The sequence below is a fragment of the Paenibacillus sp. Y859 genome (assembly GCF_056786405.1).
This window is the reverse complement of sequence record NZ_JBXCIZ010000002.1, coordinates 574,499-589,655: the sequence shown is the minus strand read 5'-3', so window position 1 is coordinate 589,655 and position 15,157 is coordinate 574,499. Positions and strand designations below refer to the sequence as shown.

At 40.3% G+C, this 15,157-nt stretch carries 19 protein-coding genes; 1 reads left to right on the top strand and 18 read right to left on the bottom strand.

The features are described from left to right. Positions 1-288 precede the first annotated feature (288 nt). The 17 genes from AC1TO8_RS07820 to ypeB form a co-directional block, all read right to left on the bottom strand. Positions 289-411: a hypothetical protein gene (locus AC1TO8_RS07820; RefSeq protein WP_482055016.1), complete on the bottom strand. Its 123-nt coding sequence runs from the start codon at positions 409-411 to the stop codon at positions 289-291. Between the two features lie 356 nt (positions 412-767). Continuing rightward, on the bottom strand, positions 768-2,246 hold the full coding sequence (gene spoIVA / locus AC1TO8_RS07815; protein ID WP_482055015.1) for a stage IV sporulation protein A: 1,479 nt from the start codon (positions 2,244-2,246) through the stop codon (positions 768-770). Positions 2,247-2,694: 448 nt separating this feature from the next. After that, a complete protein-coding gene (locus AC1TO8_RS07810; RefSeq protein WP_482055014.1) occupies positions 2,695-3,438 on the bottom strand; it encodes a hypothetical protein in 744 nt (247 codons plus the stop codon). 40 nt (positions 3,439-3,478) lie between these two features. After that, complete coding sequence (locus AC1TO8_RS07805; protein WP_482055013.1) at positions 3,479-3,835, bottom strand: 2Fe-2S iron-sulfur cluster-binding protein; 357 nt, start codon at positions 3,833-3,835, stop codon at positions 3,479-3,481. Positions 3,836-3,858: 23 nt separating this feature from the next. Then, a complete protein-coding gene (locus tag AC1TO8_RS07800) occupies positions 3,859-4,473 on the bottom strand; it encodes a hypothetical protein (RefSeq protein WP_482055012.1) in 615 nt (204 codons plus the stop codon). Between the two features lie 13 nt (positions 4,474-4,486). Beyond that, positions 4,487-4,789: a 2Fe-2S iron-sulfur cluster-binding protein gene (locus AC1TO8_RS07795; RefSeq protein ID WP_482055011.1), complete on the bottom strand. Its 303-nt coding sequence runs from the start codon at positions 4,787-4,789 to the stop codon at positions 4,487-4,489. A 26-nt stretch (positions 4,790-4,815) separates the two neighbouring features. Beyond that, on the bottom strand, positions 4,816-4,977 hold the full coding sequence (locus AC1TO8_RS07790) for a DUF2768 family protein (RefSeq protein WP_482055258.1): 162 nt from the start codon (positions 4,975-4,977) through the stop codon (positions 4,816-4,818). Between the two features lie 173 nt (positions 4,978-5,150). After that, complete coding sequence (locus AC1TO8_RS07785) at positions 5,151-5,426, bottom strand: stage VI sporulation protein F (protein ID WP_482055010.1); 276 nt, start codon at positions 5,424-5,426, stop codon at positions 5,151-5,153. A gap of 67 nt (positions 5,427-5,493) precedes the next feature. After that, a complete protein-coding gene (locus tag AC1TO8_RS07780; protein WP_482055009.1) occupies positions 5,494-6,534 on the bottom strand; it encodes an NAD(P)H-dependent glycerol-3-phosphate dehydrogenase in 1,041 nt (346 codons plus the stop codon). Continuing rightward, on the bottom strand, positions 6,527-7,153 hold the full coding sequence (gene plsY / locus AC1TO8_RS07775) for a glycerol-3-phosphate 1-O-acyltransferase PlsY (RefSeq protein WP_482055008.1): 627 nt from the start codon (positions 7,151-7,153) through the stop codon (positions 6,527-6,529). Before plsY ends, AC1TO8_RS07780 begins: the two co-directional genes overlap by 8 nt. An 11-nt stretch (positions 7,154-7,164) precedes the next feature. After that, a complete protein-coding gene (gene der, locus AC1TO8_RS07770) occupies positions 7,165-8,487 on the bottom strand; it encodes a ribosome biogenesis GTPase Der (RefSeq protein ID WP_482055007.1) in 1,323 nt (440 codons plus the stop codon). Positions 8,488-8,698: 211 nt separating this feature from the next. Beyond that, positions 8,699-9,949 carry a 30S ribosomal protein S1 gene (gene rpsA, locus AC1TO8_RS07765; RefSeq protein WP_482055006.1) on the bottom strand — a complete coding sequence of 417 codons (1,251 nt, stop codon included), beginning with the start codon at positions 9,947-9,949 and terminating at the stop codon, positions 8,699-8,701. A gap of 112 nt (positions 9,950-10,061) precedes the next feature. Further along, entirely contained in the window at positions 10,062-10,655 is a 594-nt protein-coding gene (locus AC1TO8_RS07760) for a lysophospholipid acyltransferase family protein (protein ID WP_482055257.1), read from the bottom strand. After that, complete coding sequence (gene cmk / locus AC1TO8_RS07755) at positions 10,652-11,359, bottom strand: (d)CMP kinase (protein WP_482055005.1); 708 nt, start codon at positions 11,357-11,359, stop codon at positions 10,652-10,654. The genes AC1TO8_RS07760 and cmk overlap by 4 nt, the downstream gene beginning before the upstream one ends. 151 nt (positions 11,360-11,510) lie before the next feature. Continuing rightward, on the bottom strand, positions 11,511-11,729 hold the full coding sequence (locus AC1TO8_RS07750) for a hypothetical protein (RefSeq protein WP_482055004.1): 219 nt from the start codon (positions 11,727-11,729) through the stop codon (positions 11,511-11,513). A gap of 61 nt (positions 11,730-11,790) precedes the next feature. Next, on the bottom strand, positions 11,791-12,444 hold the full coding sequence (locus tag AC1TO8_RS07745; RefSeq protein ID WP_482055003.1) for a flagellar brake protein: 654 nt from the start codon (positions 12,442-12,444) through the stop codon (positions 11,791-11,793). A gap of 119 nt (positions 12,445-12,563) precedes the next feature. Further along, complete coding sequence (ypeB, locus tag AC1TO8_RS07740) at positions 12,564-13,913, bottom strand: germination protein YpeB (protein WP_482055002.1); 1,350 nt, start codon at positions 13,911-13,913, stop codon at positions 12,564-12,566. A 260-nt stretch (positions 13,914-14,173) separates the two neighbouring features. On the opposite strand from ypeB, the gene AC1TO8_RS07735 reads away from it, so the two are divergent. Then, positions 14,174-14,299: a hypothetical protein gene (locus tag AC1TO8_RS07735; protein ID WP_482055279.1), complete on the top strand. Its 126-nt coding sequence runs from the start codon at positions 14,174-14,176 to the stop codon at positions 14,297-14,299. A 159-nt stretch (positions 14,300-14,458) separates the two neighbouring features. On the opposite strand, the gene prsW is transcribed toward AC1TO8_RS07735, so the two are convergent. After that, positions 14,459-15,154: a glutamic-type intramembrane protease PrsW gene (gene prsW, locus AC1TO8_RS07730; RefSeq protein WP_482055001.1), complete on the bottom strand. Its 696-nt coding sequence runs from the start codon at positions 15,152-15,154 to the stop codon at positions 14,459-14,461. Positions 15,155-15,157: the final 3 nt, after the last annotated feature.

The window sequence follows — 15,157 nt, the reverse complement described above, 5'->3', positions numbered from 1 at the left end:
GCATACCCATGAATTAATATACATTCCATTAGTTTATTTAAAATAATTAATCTGATACTTCATTTGATAAAGTCGCTAAATAGATATTTTGTAATATACCCTTCAAAAACTGCTAATTATTGCATTATTGTCTTCCAGTCTCCTCCTAGAGAGCAATCATCCATATCTTACACATGCTTATTCTAAATATGGAATCCGTAGATTCCACACAGAGAAGTCCTTTGTAGGAATTCCAAATAATGCATACATATACATTATAAATATAATGAGCACTACTTACCTTCCGCCTCACCATTCACTATTAATTGCAATAAGTACAACTAAATTTAACCCAATCCCTCTAAAGCTAACTTTAGTTGCATGGAGTACATCTAAATTACTGAAAACTCCACTTTTCAACGTTATCGCCATTTTTAACAGCAGGTTTGCAACTATTTTCTCTTCCTCTCACTTTTCCTACTAATTAGATATACTTTCTGTATCTATTCTAGCCTCATCTTCACTACCTTCATACGCGAAGCATTGTTCGTAACTCTAACATCCCACTCTATGCATATTCCGTTGATTTACATCCAAAATTTGAAATCCTTCATGGAATTTAGTAAGTGTCGTATCGCGCTAAGACACCCGTTTCAGCTGAAATATGAAATATAAGGATTAGAGTATCAAGTGGAACTTCTACTTTCTCACAAAGTAGAAAAGCTGTGTGTAGGAGTTGACTCCTACACACAGCTTTTCTAAATTATCTTAGTTAGTTAGTTAGTTCGTTATAGAATAATCGCAATTAACCCGCCCGATCCTTCGTTAATAATTCTTCCTAACGTTTCTTGAAGTTTATATCGTGCGTTATCTGGCATCATTGCAATTTTACCTTGGATCCCCTCACGAACGATGGAGTGGAGTGAGCGGCCAAAGATGTCTGAATCCCAAATCTTTATCGGATCATTCTCGAAATCTTGGATCAAGTAGCGAACCAGCTCTTCGCTTTGTTTCTCCGTCCCAATGATCGGGGAGAACTCAGATTCCACATCCACGCGAATCATATGAATTGAAGGCGCAGTCGCTTTCAAACGTACTCCGAATCGTGACCCCTGACGTATTAGTTCTGGTTCATCCAGCGTCATTTCTGCAAGCGATGGGGCAGCAATACCATAACCTGTCGTCTTAACCATTTCCAACGCTTCTGCGAAGCGATCATATTCCCGCTTGGCATGAGAGAATTCCTGCATCAATTGCAGCAAATGATCTTTCCCACGTATTTCCACTCCAACGACTTCCATCAGTATTTGATCATACATTTCGTCCGGGGCGAACAAATCGATCTCAGCAACACCTTGACCCATGTTCATTCCGCTGAGGGCAGCTCTGTCAATAAATTCATAATCCATAAACTGAGATACCACTCGGTCTACATCCCGTAATCGGCGGATATCTTTCACCGTATCGCGAACGGAGTTCTCGTAATTACTACGCAACCAATGCTTATCATTCAGAACCATAACCCAACTTGGAAGGTTAACATTTACTTCATGAACTGGAAATTCATATAGAACTTCACGAAGAACACCAGTCACATCTTCCTCAGTCATCGTTGCTGCACTTAAAGATATGACTGGAATATCATATTTCTGGGCTAATTCACTACGTAATTGAAGCACTTCATCGCTGCGAGGTCTTGTTGAGTTAATGACAAGTACAAATGGTTTGCCTACTTCCTTCAGTTCCGCAATAACTCGTTCTTCTGCCTCAACATATGAGCTTCTAGCGATTTCGGCAATAGAACCATCCGTGGTCACAACTACACCCAATGTTGAATGCTCCTGGATCACCTTCCGTGTACCGATCTCAGCCGCTTCCTGAAACGGGATTGGCTCCTCGAACCACGGCGTAGAGATCATACGTGGACCATTCTCATCTTCATAGCCCTTGGCACCTTCCACAGCGTACCCTACACAATCCACAAGCCTAATGTTCACATCCAAGCCTTCAGCTACATTAATTTGCACCGCATTGTTAGGTACAAACTTTGGTTCTGTCGTCATAATCGTTTTTCCTGCTGCACTCTGCGGAAGTTCGTCTACTGCGCGAACTCGCTCGGATTCACTTGAGATGTTCGGGAGTACGATAGTTTCCATAAATCGTTTGATGAATGTTGATTTACCTGTGCGAACCGCACCGACGACACCCAGGTATATATCACCACCTGTTCGCTCGGCAATGTCTTTAAAAATATCTACCTTTTCCAAGAGAGATCCCCTCCTCATATTACTCCGAAGGAAAAATGCTTTATGAGCATCCGCTTCGTGTTCCATCTGAGGCCTCAACCATTGCAACGGATGAGCCGCCTTTTCATGTCGTTAGTAGTCCGCCGCCGGAAGTAATCATTAGGTCAGAACAGCAAAGCGGCGTTACTCGTTCGGGCATTTGGACTAGTATCATATTATGTACCTTAACAAAACAATATGACCGGTTTTCAATAAATATGGACAACTGTATTTACACTTACTTCTCTATCCCACTCAGATATATGCGAAATTTCAGTCCGATATGCCGAAACTACACTTATTTATGTATAAAAAAAAACGTCCTATAGCCTCATTCATTTTGGTTTTGAATCATAAATAAAGGCAAATATCCATTCAGTTTGAATGGATATTTGCCTTTATTGTGTGTCATTATGATAATCTAGCACTGCTATTGTATGCTTGCTACCGGTGCTCCAGCAACCCAAGAATAAGGGAGTGATTTAACGGGAACAAAGTAGGAATTATCAACAAGATAATCTCTCAAATCCTCATCACCCTGCGGTTCTTGACCACTTTTCTCAATTGCCTGCATAATATCAAAAGCATAATCAACATATACCTGGCCATTGGCATCCATCACAAACGCCATTTCCTCGTTAGAATATACACTTTGAATTTTAATTGAAGGGATTTTAGCCTTGGATAAGTCTACAGTATACACACTAGGGTATACTTCTTCTCCCTTAGGTAATTCATTATTATTCCCCCGTTTATATTTATCTACAGCCTGCTGAACATCATTTACTTTCTGAACCGTCGCTATATCCATGACCTTAACTGTAGGATTGGACTCCTCATTAATAATAAGAAAATATCCACTTCCCCCTTTTTCAAATGCTGTATTCGGTATTTCATCTATAAAACCCGTGTTTTTCAACTTTTCCATATCCACTCTAAATTTCTCATAACGTGGAGTATCTTGATCAGCATTCATAATGGGTAACAATTCTAGTTCTTTCTGATAATCATCCACAGCCGATTGTATCCGTTTCACGCTCTCATGGTACGAGGGATTGCTTTCAGTCTTCTCAAATGGAGATAGACATGCCGTAGTAACCAACATAAGTATCATAACAGCCAACATTAATTTGAAAGATGAACTTCGTTTATATTTAATTTGAGGCTTCATCATACATCATCGTCCTTTGCGTTATAAGTTCAAAATATCTTAATTACCATAACTCATCGGGTTCTTTATTCCTTGCAGCCTCAAGTTGTTTACGTACAGCAGCTTTGAGGGGATCCTCTGGAATGTTTACCTCAATATCACCCTGAATTGTCGCCTGACAGGATAGGCGGATTCCTTTACTATACAATGAGCCCAATTTACGACGTTCGACATCTCCTATAGGCGAAAGAGCTGACATATGGTGTTGATTCACTACTATTTTACACATTAAGCAGCCCGCTTTACCTCCACAACGTGTAGAAATATGTACGCCACCTTTACGAGCGGCATTCAGCACACTTGTCCCCTGTCTCACTTTAAGGACTTTTCCCATCGGATGAAACGTTATTTCAGGATCCATAGCCATTCCCTCTCTATACTCAATTAAGACAGATTAGACATATAAGAGAGCACACTCGGAGCCCCTAACAATATAGCGATCTGCTTGATATGGTGATCATCCAAATGATTCGTTCTTATTAATTTCTCTAGAAGGGGTAAATGCCGTGCTCTATCCTCTCTCATCGTTGTAGCTATCGCTTCATACCTGTCTGCACGTTCTCTAAGCAGATTAAATATGAGTTCGTGACTTAGAGGCATCAGACGCATGCGAACGCCTTCAAGCTCAATTTCAGAAGCATCAGACTGGAGTGCTTCTTCTACCTCCACCCTATATTCAAAGGTATTCGAAGCAATCCTGAAATCACCTACTAGCTCGATCTGCGCTTCATTTAACTCATAATGGCTTAGTACGGATGAATATAAACCAGCTGTATTTAAAGCTTGTTCATCCACTGACCAATGTGCAATTGCTTTATGAAGCGTTATAACCGATTCAGAATCTGCATACAAATCAATATCCCGAGGTGGACAAAGAATTTCTACCCCCTGCAAGATCAAGCTGCAGCTCCCCCCTAGCAACCACTTGCAATGGGTTGAATTCAAGCATCTTGCAGCCTGCTTTAATGCTTGCTGCAATTCGAATGTGAAATGATGCACTGATGTCACTTCCTTAAAAATAGGTTTTATTACGCGCTGAAATCTTGCCTATGTTTTTCACAACAGCTTGACAACCCAACCGATAGCCTTCTTCGAACTCTTCAGGATCGAGACGTCGATGTTCTGCTTGGGTCGGCTCCTCCAAGTGTTCAGAACCCTCTTCAATGTAACAACGACACCGAGCACATGTGCCACGAGTACATAGATGTTGCCAGTCAATTTTATGCGCAATCGCGTGCTGGAGAATAGTCTCCCCGAGCTTTGGTTCCACACTTTTAGTAACTGTTCTTCCAATAAGAGTTAAAGATGATTCCATTCAAACCTCACCAATCCTTTAGTATATTAAGTCAGAGAAACCAGTCCACCTAGAAATCCAGTGATCATAAGTAGAAAGGCGATTACGGACAATAATATTCTTATGATCCCTTTCGTTTTACTTCGTGCATATGTAATTAAAAAAACTGAACAGCCCATAATTAATATTGCAATGAGGGATACCCACATTTTTGTCATTGCGTCCATAAAGTTAAATCTCCATTCTGTAAACCATTTTATTTAAGCTATTATAACATGAATCTTGTCCCATTTCGCAAAAACAAGACAAAACACTATGATGCCAAAAGACATCATAGTGTTTTGTCCCTATCTTGAGACTCTATTAAAACGTAAGAAAATCCTTATTTCTTAATCATCATCTTCATCAAGGATTCCATGCTTTGAGGATTCATGCCACTTTTCTTAACTGCACTAACAATATCCTTTATTGTACTTTCACTAACAGGTACATTCGCCATGGCAGAGACTTGTTTAATTAATTGACGTAGCTGTGCCTCATTTTGCATTGTCGTTGGTTTGACAGTGTTAGCAAGCCTCTTAACTTCATTCTCAGAAATGCGTTTACCACTTTTTTTATTGATCGCATTGAGCGCATCCTTGGGTATATTGTTACTCAAATGTAATCCCTCCTCTGGCAATCTTCACAGTATTATATGAGGATTGGCCATAAAAGGTGACTAGCACTTATGTATGCCACTGTTCCCAAGTCTCCTGTCGCATACTCTCCATTTCCGTCTTCGGGTCGCGGCCCATCAGTGCTTCTACCGCTATTCTCGCATCCAGCTCTTTAAACAGCACTTGATAAAGCTGATCCGTAATAGGCATTTGTACACCATGCTTAATCGCTAGCTTATGAGCAGCCTGTGTTGTACGAATACCTTCTACGACCATCCCCATCGATTGTAACACTTCATCGAGATTGTTACCTTTACCAATTAATGATCCAGCTCGCCAATTACGACTGTGTTGACTGGTAGCCGTTACGACAAGATCACCAATTCCAGCAAGTCCGGAGAATGTAAGTGGGTTCGCTCCAAGCTCTACACCAATCCGTGAGATTTCAGCTAGACCTCTGGTCAATAATGCCGCCTTCGCATTATCACCAAATCCTAATCCATCTGACATTCCAGCACCAAGAGCAATAATATTCTTAAGTGCACCTGCCAACTCCACACCAACCATATCGCGATTCGTATAGACACGGAAATAAGAGTTCATGAATAAATCTTGCGCGGCTTCTGCCGCACTTTTATTAAGGGAAGCTACTACTACTGTTGTTGGGCATCTTTTAATAACTTCTTCAGCATGACTTGGGCCTGATAACACAACGATATCCCCCTCATCACATGCCAGTTCTTCAGCGATAACGGATGACATCCTTTTCAGAGTTTCTGTCTCAAATCCTTTGGTAGCATGAACAACCAACATGTCCTTCTTCCAATATTTCTTAAGCTCTGCAGTCACTTCTCTCATCGCTGAGGACGGAGCTACTATCACGACAGCACTGGAGTTCTCAACAGCATCCTTCATACTGATCGTAGCCGTTATATTCGAGGCTAATGTGACACCTGGTAAATACCGACTATTCGTATGGAATTCATTCATTTCGTTAACTTGCTCAGGGTTATGGCTCCATAGAGAAACATCCAAATGATTCGTAGCTAGAACGCTCGCAAGCGCAGTTCCCCAACTTCCTGCGACAAGAACAGTTACTTTGTTAGACAACGCGTTCTCCCCCTTTTTTAGATCCCCCTGATCCAAGTTTATTCTCACGGCGCTGTACAATCTTCACAATATTACTTCTATGACGCCAGAAAACAAATATTGCAATAATGATACTACACCAGAACGCTGACCATGGGTATCCACCTATTATGAGTAGACAGACGGGTGTGAGTGCTACAAAAATTAATGATCCAAGGGATACATATCTTGTTAATACAATCGATATAATGGCAATACTTCCTGCAATAAGAGCAGGCAAGAAACTTAATGTCGCCATGACACCTATTGTTGTAGCAACGCCCTTACCACCACGAAAATTGAAATAGAGCGGCCAGTTATGCCCAATAATAGCAGCAATACCACATAAGGCAGGGATCCATGCTTCGTCCCCACCTAACCATCTGCCGATCCATACTGCGATGATCCCTTTGAGTACATCGAGCAAAAGTACAAATATAGCTGGACCTTTTCCCAATATACGCAAAGTATTCGTTGCCCCTGCATTTCCACTACCGTATTGACGAATATCGATTCCTTTTAGTATCTTAGCCAACAGCACACTAAAACTAATTGATCCCAGTAAATAACTTAAAAAGAGTGAACTTATTTGCATTAACAAACCTTCGTCACCTAGCTTTCATCGGACTTACGCCGTGTGAATATCCGTATCGGCGTCCCTTCAAAATCAAATGCTCCACGAATTTTATTTTCTAAATAGCGTTCATATGAGAAATGCATCAAATCAGGATCATTTGCAAAAATAACGAAAGTTGGTGGCTTGGTGGCTACTTGTGTCGCGTAATTAATACGTAGTCTGCGCCCTTTATCTGTCGGTGGTGCATTTGACGCCACTGCATCTGAAACGACATCATTCAATATATGTGTCTGTACACGTAGTGAGTGCTGCTCTGCAACATGTTGAACGACTGGTAGTAATTTCTGAAGGCGCTGTTTTGTTTTGGCTGATAGAAATACGATAGGAGCATAAGTCATAAATAAGAAATGATCTCTGATCTTCGTCTCAAATGCCTTCATCGTTTTATCATCTTTTTCTACAACATCCCATTTATTCACGACAAAGATAGAAGCCTTACCTGCCTCGAATGCATAACCAGCAATATGCTTATCTTGTTCGATTATACCTTCTTCAATATTCAGAACTACAAGCACCACATCTGCTCTTTCAATAGCTTTCATAGCTCTCATCACGCTATACTTCTCCGTATTCTCATACACTTTTCCACGCTTACGCATACCAGCCGTATCAATAATGACATAGCGTTGTCCGTCTCGCTCAAATGGTGTATCAATAGCATCCCTAGTCGTGCCTGGAACGTTACTTACGATAACCCGTTCTTCTCCTAATATAGCGTTAACTAATGATGACTTCCCAACGTTCGGGCGACCTATTAACGCGACTTTAATGACGTCGTCACCATACTCTTCTTCTTCAAGATCAGGCAGATTATTGACTATCGCATCGAGTAAATCACCAAGACCTGTCCCATGACTTCCTGATATTCCGATAGGGTCACCGAATCCAAGACTATAGAATTCATAGGTGTCTTCCACCTTCTTGATATTATCCACTTTATTCACAGCTAAAACGATAGGCTTTCTAGATCTAAATAGCATTTGAGCAACTTCCTCATCCGCCAAAGTAACACCTGTCTTAGCATCGCACATAAACACAATAACATCTGCTTCTTCTATCGCAAGCTCTGCTTGCATACGGATCGATTTCAACATGTGATCATCACCGTCTAAATCAATTCCTCCAGTGTCAATAACACTGAACCCCTTACCATTCCAATCTGATACGCCATATATCCTATCACGTGTAATCCCTGGCTTATCTTCTACAATAGCCAGACGATCACCAATTAACCTGTTAAATATCGTTGATTTACCTACATTAGGCCTGCCCACGATTGCAACTACCGGTCTTGCCATTATTAACTCCTCCTATCAATTCTTACGATTATTATCATAGCAAAAAACACCAGTCTTGGCTAACCCCAAGAGAAACCGATACCAATATATTGCATATGACGGATTGTCAACACCTACCATACTCGGTTTGACAATCCGTCATATGCAATCATAAAAAAATATCGGCGAACCCGCGGAGGGTTCGCCGATTTCACAAAGGTTCAGATCCTGATCACTTAAATTTATCGAGCTTATCCCCGAATAAATCGCCAAGTGTAAAGCTAAGACCTTCATTTGAAAGAGATACGTTAGGATTATTGAATTCCACTTTTGGTTCTCTGGAAGTTCTAGGTGATCTCGGTCTTTCAGTTCTTGCTTCTTGAGCAGGAGCCTCTTGTGTTTCTTTAATACTTAGGCTAACACGCTTCTCATCAGGGTTCAATTCAAGAATTTTCACTTGAACTTGTTGTCCCTCTTCCAATACTTCTTGTGGTGTAGCAATATGATTATGTGAAATTTGGGAAATATGCACCAAACCTTCCACTCCTGGAGTAAGCTCCACAAATGCTCCGAATGCAACTAGACGTTTCACTTCACCAGTCACAACATCACCAGCATTGAACTGGCTTGCTGCATTTTCCCAAGGTCCTGGTTGAGCAGCTTTAATACTTAGGCTGATCTTACCTTTTTCGGAATCCACTTTAAGAACTTTAACTGTAACTTTCTCGCCTTCAGAAATAACATCAGAAGGTTTCTCAACACGACTCCATGCAATTTCAGATACGTGAACAAGTCCATCTACGCCACCGATATCAACGAATGCTCCGAATTGAGTAAGACGTTGAACAGTACCTTCAATCAATTGACCTTCTTTCAAGTCAGCCATGATCTTCAGCTTATTGCCTTCGAACTCAGCATCAAGAACATCTTTTTGTGACAAGATCACTTTATTGTTCTCACGATCAAGTTCTTTTACTTTCACACGCAATGTACGACCTTTATAATCGCTGAAGTCTTCAACGAAATGGCGTTCAACCATAGAAGCAGGAATAAATCCACGAGCGCCTACATCTACTACTAAACCACCCTTAACAACATCAGAAACAACTACTTCAATAATTTCTTGGCTTGCAAAATACTTCTCTAATTCTTCCCAGCCATTCTCGCTATCAATAGCACGCTTGGATAGAAGCATTCTTTCTTTGTCATCATCAATGCTGACAACTCTACATTCAACTTCTTGACCAATTTCTACGGCGTCAGATGCGTTGTCTACTTGTACAGAAGACAACTCGCGAACCGGAATTACACCGTCATATTTATATCCAATGCTTACATAAGCTTGGTTATCTTCTAGTTTGACGATCGTCCCTCTCACTGTATCCCCTTTTTTCACGGATACCCCTTGGTCCAATTCCTCTTGGTTTGATACTTCTACAACTTCCTCTACTACTACTTCTTCGTTCTTGATTTCCTCTGACATATCAATGCCCTCCTCAGTTCAAAATCCCATTTATTTAAACCTGCTAAGCAGTGTTCAAAACAATTATATTGTAGTATCTTTCCATAAAACTTCACACTTCATGCACTGAAATCTAATGGCTACTTGGCTTACCTGTCTTCTGCATTTCATAAATACGAGACATGATGACTTCCGTTGCGGCTTCTAGATGATCGCCAGAAGAGCTTTCCTCCATAAATTCAGATAAATCTACAGGCGCACCGTATACAACCTTCATTTTACGTAAAAGCTTGTACTCACCAAAGATCGCAACAGGGATAACTGTTGCTTGGCTACGAAGCGCAAAGCTTGCAGCACCTTTCTTGGCAATTCCTGATGTAGAATTACGAGTACCTTCCGGAAAGATCCCCATCATTTCACCTTGTTTCAAGATATTGATGGACATACGAATGGCTTCTTTACTAACTCCACCACGTTTGACAGGGAAAGCTCCTAGTTGAAGAAGCAAAGGTCCAAACACAGGAATGCCAAATAGTTCCGCCTTGGCCATGTATTTAACCTGTCGTTTCAACTTAATTCCGACCGTTATAGGATCCATCATACTGATATGATTTGCACAGAGCAGTACTCCACCTTCAGAAGGTACGTTATCCCTACCAACCGCTTCTAAACGATATAGAAAGGCGAAGATCAATCGTAATAATCCTCTGCAAAAGATATAAATCATATTATCTTCTCTCCATCCTTCTGACTTCTGCATATAGAAACAATCTTGTTCACTACTTGATGAATATCCATCTGAGTGGTATCCAAATGTATTGCATCCTCAGCACGTCGTAGAGGAGAAATCTCCCTCTGTTCATCCAAAGAATCTCGCTTAGCAATATCCTTCTCAAGTTGTTCCAGTGAAGTTCGATCTGCATCATTCAATTCATTGAAGCGACGAAGAGCGCGTTCTTTAACGCTGGCAGTTAAGAAGACTTTCACTTCAGCGTCTGGAAGCACAGTTGTTCCGATATCACGTCCATCCATCACAACACCCTTGTTCAAAGCCATCTGCCGCTGAAGAAATACCAAATGAGAACGTAACCCCTCAATTTGGGCATATTGTGAAACTAGGCTATTCACTTCTGATGTGCGAATGTAAGATGTAACATCTTCTCCATCAACCCATACCTTCTGTCCATCTGTATCGGGTCTTAATTCAATGACCATGTTAAGAGCGTACTCATGCACCTTATCAGGCAACTCTGGTCCTATGCCAAGCCTTGTCATAAACCATGTGACGGCTCTGTACATGGAACCCGTGTCGACATAAATATATGACAATTGATTTGCCACTAAGCGTGCAACTGTACTCTTTCCTGCACCCGCAGGACCATCAATTGCAATATTGATTTTGTCGTTCATTACTGTCCCCTGCCTAATCAATGGAGTATTCCTCCCATAACATAAACTCAAGAAAAAAGCAGGCATTGCCTGCAACGAATAAATTATATCACATATGGTGCATTGTTGCAAAATAGATCTATAAATACGTGTTCAATAGATAACTTTTGAACAACTTCTGTTAGTAATCTCACTACCAGTAGTTAACATTTCGTTCCGTCATCGGTATACCATCCATCTTGTATACGGAAGATACGTATGTACGCAAAGAAGGAATGTGTAGAGTAATCTGAAAACATATCATCAGACAGATGAGTATCCAGAATACATATTTGAACACATGACTACATGCTACAAATAATTCATCAAAAAGCGTTACATAGTGTTCGATTTGTTCTTGATCATCTTTCATCGTCTGATCTCCCGGATTTTTAGGTTAGTATACCAATAATGTATTGGTTACATACAGACCATTACCGATCCCGAAAATCCATTTGTCGTTCGAAACAGTAGCGAATCAGCTTTTGACGCTCTGTATTAATTATTTCTGTAAATCTTAGCATAACGATGTTGCGATTATATTCCCCATCCTTAATCCGAACAATTTCACCCTTTAATGGAATATGCTCAATCAAACCATTTTTATAATGAACTAGAACCCAACAGGATAACACTTCACCTTCTTTAAGCTCATGTTTAGATTCGGCAAAGAATGATATTCCACCTCCGCTTAAATCTTCTGTTCGAGTTATAAACCGTGTAGTATCTTCCTTTTGAACAGCAATCTCAACATTTGCATTTACTCGAAAGTAGGTACGTCGTTGAATTTTTGAAATCTCGTCTAGTTTCGGTTTCTGCACTCTAATCATATGGATAATATCTTCCTTGAAACCGAGGACATATGTATTGAAATAATGTTTGACCCCATCCTCCGTCAAAAAAGATACCGACAACTCATCACCCAAATGTAATCTTTTTAATTGACCATTATCTTCTTGCATCGGTATCTCGATTAGAAAGGACTCTTCTTCAACATCTGTAATTCTAGACTTATAACCTATTTCTGAATTTTTTTCATCTGATGAATTTATGTTCATATATAACACTTCATTTATTTTTAAATACAATCTACTCACCACCATCATTGGATTATCGTCTGTACATAATTATAGCACGGATTATTGCATAGAAAAATGACATTCGAATATGAAGACCATTCGAATGTCATTTAAATGTCTTTTAAAGCTTATTTAATGGGCGTTCTAATCTCTTCTACACTCTCTTCTGAGCCATCATCACCATTAATAAAGACACGGTAACTAGTCCCATTCACTTTCCCACCAAACTCATAACATAAGGCTTCTTTAGAATACTCATCTTTGATAAGGGATTTCCGATTGTAAGTCTCTTCAAATTCGACATTCAACCTCTTTCTTGCTTCTTCCAACGTTAACTTCGCTTTAGGGATGGCTCGGGCATCCTGATGTTCAACGACGAAGTCACTAGATTGAAATCCCGTTACTTCTCCATTATCAAGGCCTACACGGACCGTTATCTTCTCTGGGTAAATGAGAACTTCCTCCTGCTTACGAACATAAGTGAAGTTCCCCATATTCCCATACTCATCAAACATAATGGCCACCATATCTCGATACCCTTTGTTGGCTAGGAATTCACTCGCCTTCTTCATGGATTGCTCCATGCCCACTTGTTTCTCCCCTACTTTCCGATCATCGGAATAGGAAATTAACAATCCACCTTCTCGTGTGAAATCCATAGATATGGAACCATCTTTATTAGCCTTATTTTTTACTTTAGCCGTAAAAGAAGCCCATTCCGTGCCTTTCCCATTCTCGGTGATTTGAACTTCTGAATCAGACGATACATCAGCAAACTTAATTGCTTTACGATGAATGTCTGCCTCTGTCATCGGTATTCCATCTAGCTTCTTTACCCTACGCTTATCGTTCATCGACGCTACAGAAGGACCCCAATCGTGCTCTGGGTATTCTCCTACAACTTTATCAACCGTTTTAAAACCATCAATAATGCTGTTATCCTCCACTTTCGTCTCATTGGCAATAGCTGTTTCAACATCCATCCAACGGAGTCTGTTCTTAATTACTTTGTCTTGTACCGCTTGTAAATCTTTTGCAATTTGACCCGAATCCTTATATAACACCTTTAAGGTATTAAATTCTTGGTCACTTAATGGCTCCTTGTCTAAATCACGTACCGAAGTCTGATACGAAAATTTAGATATTTTAGATAAAAACTCTTCTGTTTTTTTGAATGGTAGCAACGTTAGCGGCAACTGATTGATTTCATTCTGAGCTTCACTTGTCATCCGCCACACATTGATTAGACCTTTACGGTGCATGGATCGTGAGGTCGAATTAACAGCTAACGTATTCCCCAATTCTCCATGTAGTCTATCCATATGAGAAGACAAATCATGAAAAGCTCGTTGGTATTGATTCTCTGCTTTGATGAGAATAGCATTCTTCTCTTGATTCTCTTGATAACCCCAAACCATTGCACCGATCAACAAGACCGTCATCACTGGGAATAATACAGCGCTTAATCGCTTATACATATGTTTTCAAGTCTCCTTCCTTGTAATCCTTACCTTATAGAGGAAGTTCAAAAAGTCATCTTTTGATCACGAAGTATATCAAGAAGCGTATTCGACATCGAAGATTGAATTCAGCCGGTCCTTCCGGTGCTCACGTAGGTACTGCCTACGCTCCGCTCCTCTCTCCCTTGCTTCATCCAATCTTCTCGGTGCTGAAAATCTGACTTTTTGAACATTTACCTATTTACCTATAGTGTGACAAGAAGAAAGGAGTCTTATGCATGAATACGAAGTCTTTCGTAATCAATTGTCAAACTGAGCTCAAAGAGGGCTTCATTATCCAACTTATCCAAAAGGCTGCTCTTCCATTTCAAAGTGCTGTTGGTTATCGCAAACACACTGTTTAAAACCCGTTTCAATTTTGCCTTGTACTTTTCGACCGCTTAGAATAAAGCATTCGCCACACTCTTGGCATACGATTTTTACTTTTACACGCAAAAAAAAGACACCCCCTCTTTGTAAATGACGTCAGTGTCATTTCTTCAGATCAAGTGTGTCCAACATACTCATGTATTAACCTCTTCTTCCCTCTTTTGGAAACGAAAAGGTGAACTATTATTCGCTCGGATCACCTTATTCATTCCCCCATACCATAGAATCACCATCAAAGGAACGATAAGCCAAAGCCAATAATTTGTTACGATTGTTAATATCAGATCATACATTCCATGAAAAAGCCAAGGGATCAAGAGTGAATATAGAAGATAACGCTTAGGATTCCCAACTTTGCTAAAGCGCGCTAATCCGAAATAATAGCCCATAATGACTCCGAACAAAGCATGCGCCGAAACGGGAAGCAGCGCTCTTATAAACATCGTCCCTATAGAAGCTTGACTATACCAGGCATACATGATGTTCTCTACAGTTGCAAAACCAAGAGAAATCGTTACAGCATATACAATGCCATCATAAGGTTCATCAAATTCTACATGATTATAAACCATAAAGTATAGAACAAACCATTTCAACAATTCCTCAACACCTGAAGAAACGATGAATGATTGAACCAAAGAATGATCACCTAATCCCCATGTCAATCCTCTCTGCACAATCAAAACCGGGATCACTATTAGCAACCCCAGCAGAAATATTCGCATGATGAAATGAATTGGTTCGGCATCATATTTATCTTTCAGATAGAAAAAAGTAAGCAAAGCAATACCCGGCGCCACTGCTGACGCAATAACTGAGAACAATAGCAACCT

What these genes read in the sequence shown, in the direction of transcription:
- AC1TO8_RS07820 (WP_482055016.1), bottom strand. Translation starts at nt 411, where the DNA reads ATGGCGATAACGTTGAAAAGTGGAGTTTTCAGTAATTTAGATGTACTC.
- AC1TO8_RS07810 (WP_482055014.1), bottom strand. Translation starts at nt 3,438, where the DNA reads ATGATGAAGCCTCAAATTAAATATAAACGAAGTTCATCTTTCAAATTA.
- AC1TO8_RS07805 (WP_482055013.1), bottom strand. Translation starts at nt 3,835, where the DNA reads ATGGATCCTGAAATAACGTTTCATCCGATGGGAAAAGTCCTTAAAGTG.
- AC1TO8_RS07795 (WP_482055011.1), bottom strand. Translation starts at nt 4,789, where the DNA reads ATGGAATCATCTTTAACTCTTATTGGAAGAACAGTTACTAAAAGTGTG.
- AC1TO8_RS07790 (WP_482055258.1), bottom strand. Translation starts at nt 4,977, where the DNA reads ATGTGGGTATCCCTCATTGCAATATTAATTATGGGCTGTTCAGTTTTT.
- der (WP_482055007.1), bottom strand. Translation starts at nt 8,487, where the DNA reads ATGGCAAGACCGGTAGTTGCAATCGTGGGCAGGCCTAATGTAGGTAAA.
- rpsA (WP_482055006.1), bottom strand. Translation starts at nt 9,949, where the DNA reads ATGTCAGAGGAAATCAAGAACGAAGAAGTAGTAGTAGAGGAAGTTGTA.
- AC1TO8_RS07760 (WP_482055257.1), bottom strand. Translation starts at nt 10,655, where the DNA reads ATGATTTATATCTTTTGCAGAGGATTATTACGATTGATCTTCGCCTTT.
- AC1TO8_RS07750 (WP_482055004.1), bottom strand. Translation starts at nt 11,729, where the DNA reads ATGAAAGATGATCAAGAACAAATCGAACACTATGTAACGCTTTTTGAT.
- ypeB (WP_482055002.1), bottom strand. Translation starts at nt 13,913, where the DNA reads ATGTATAAGCGATTAAGCGCTGTATTATTCCCAGTGATGACGGTCTTG.
- AC1TO8_RS07735 (WP_482055279.1), top strand. Translation starts at nt 14,174, where the DNA reads ATGAATACGAAGTCTTTCGTAATCAATTGTCAAACTGAGCTCAAAGAG.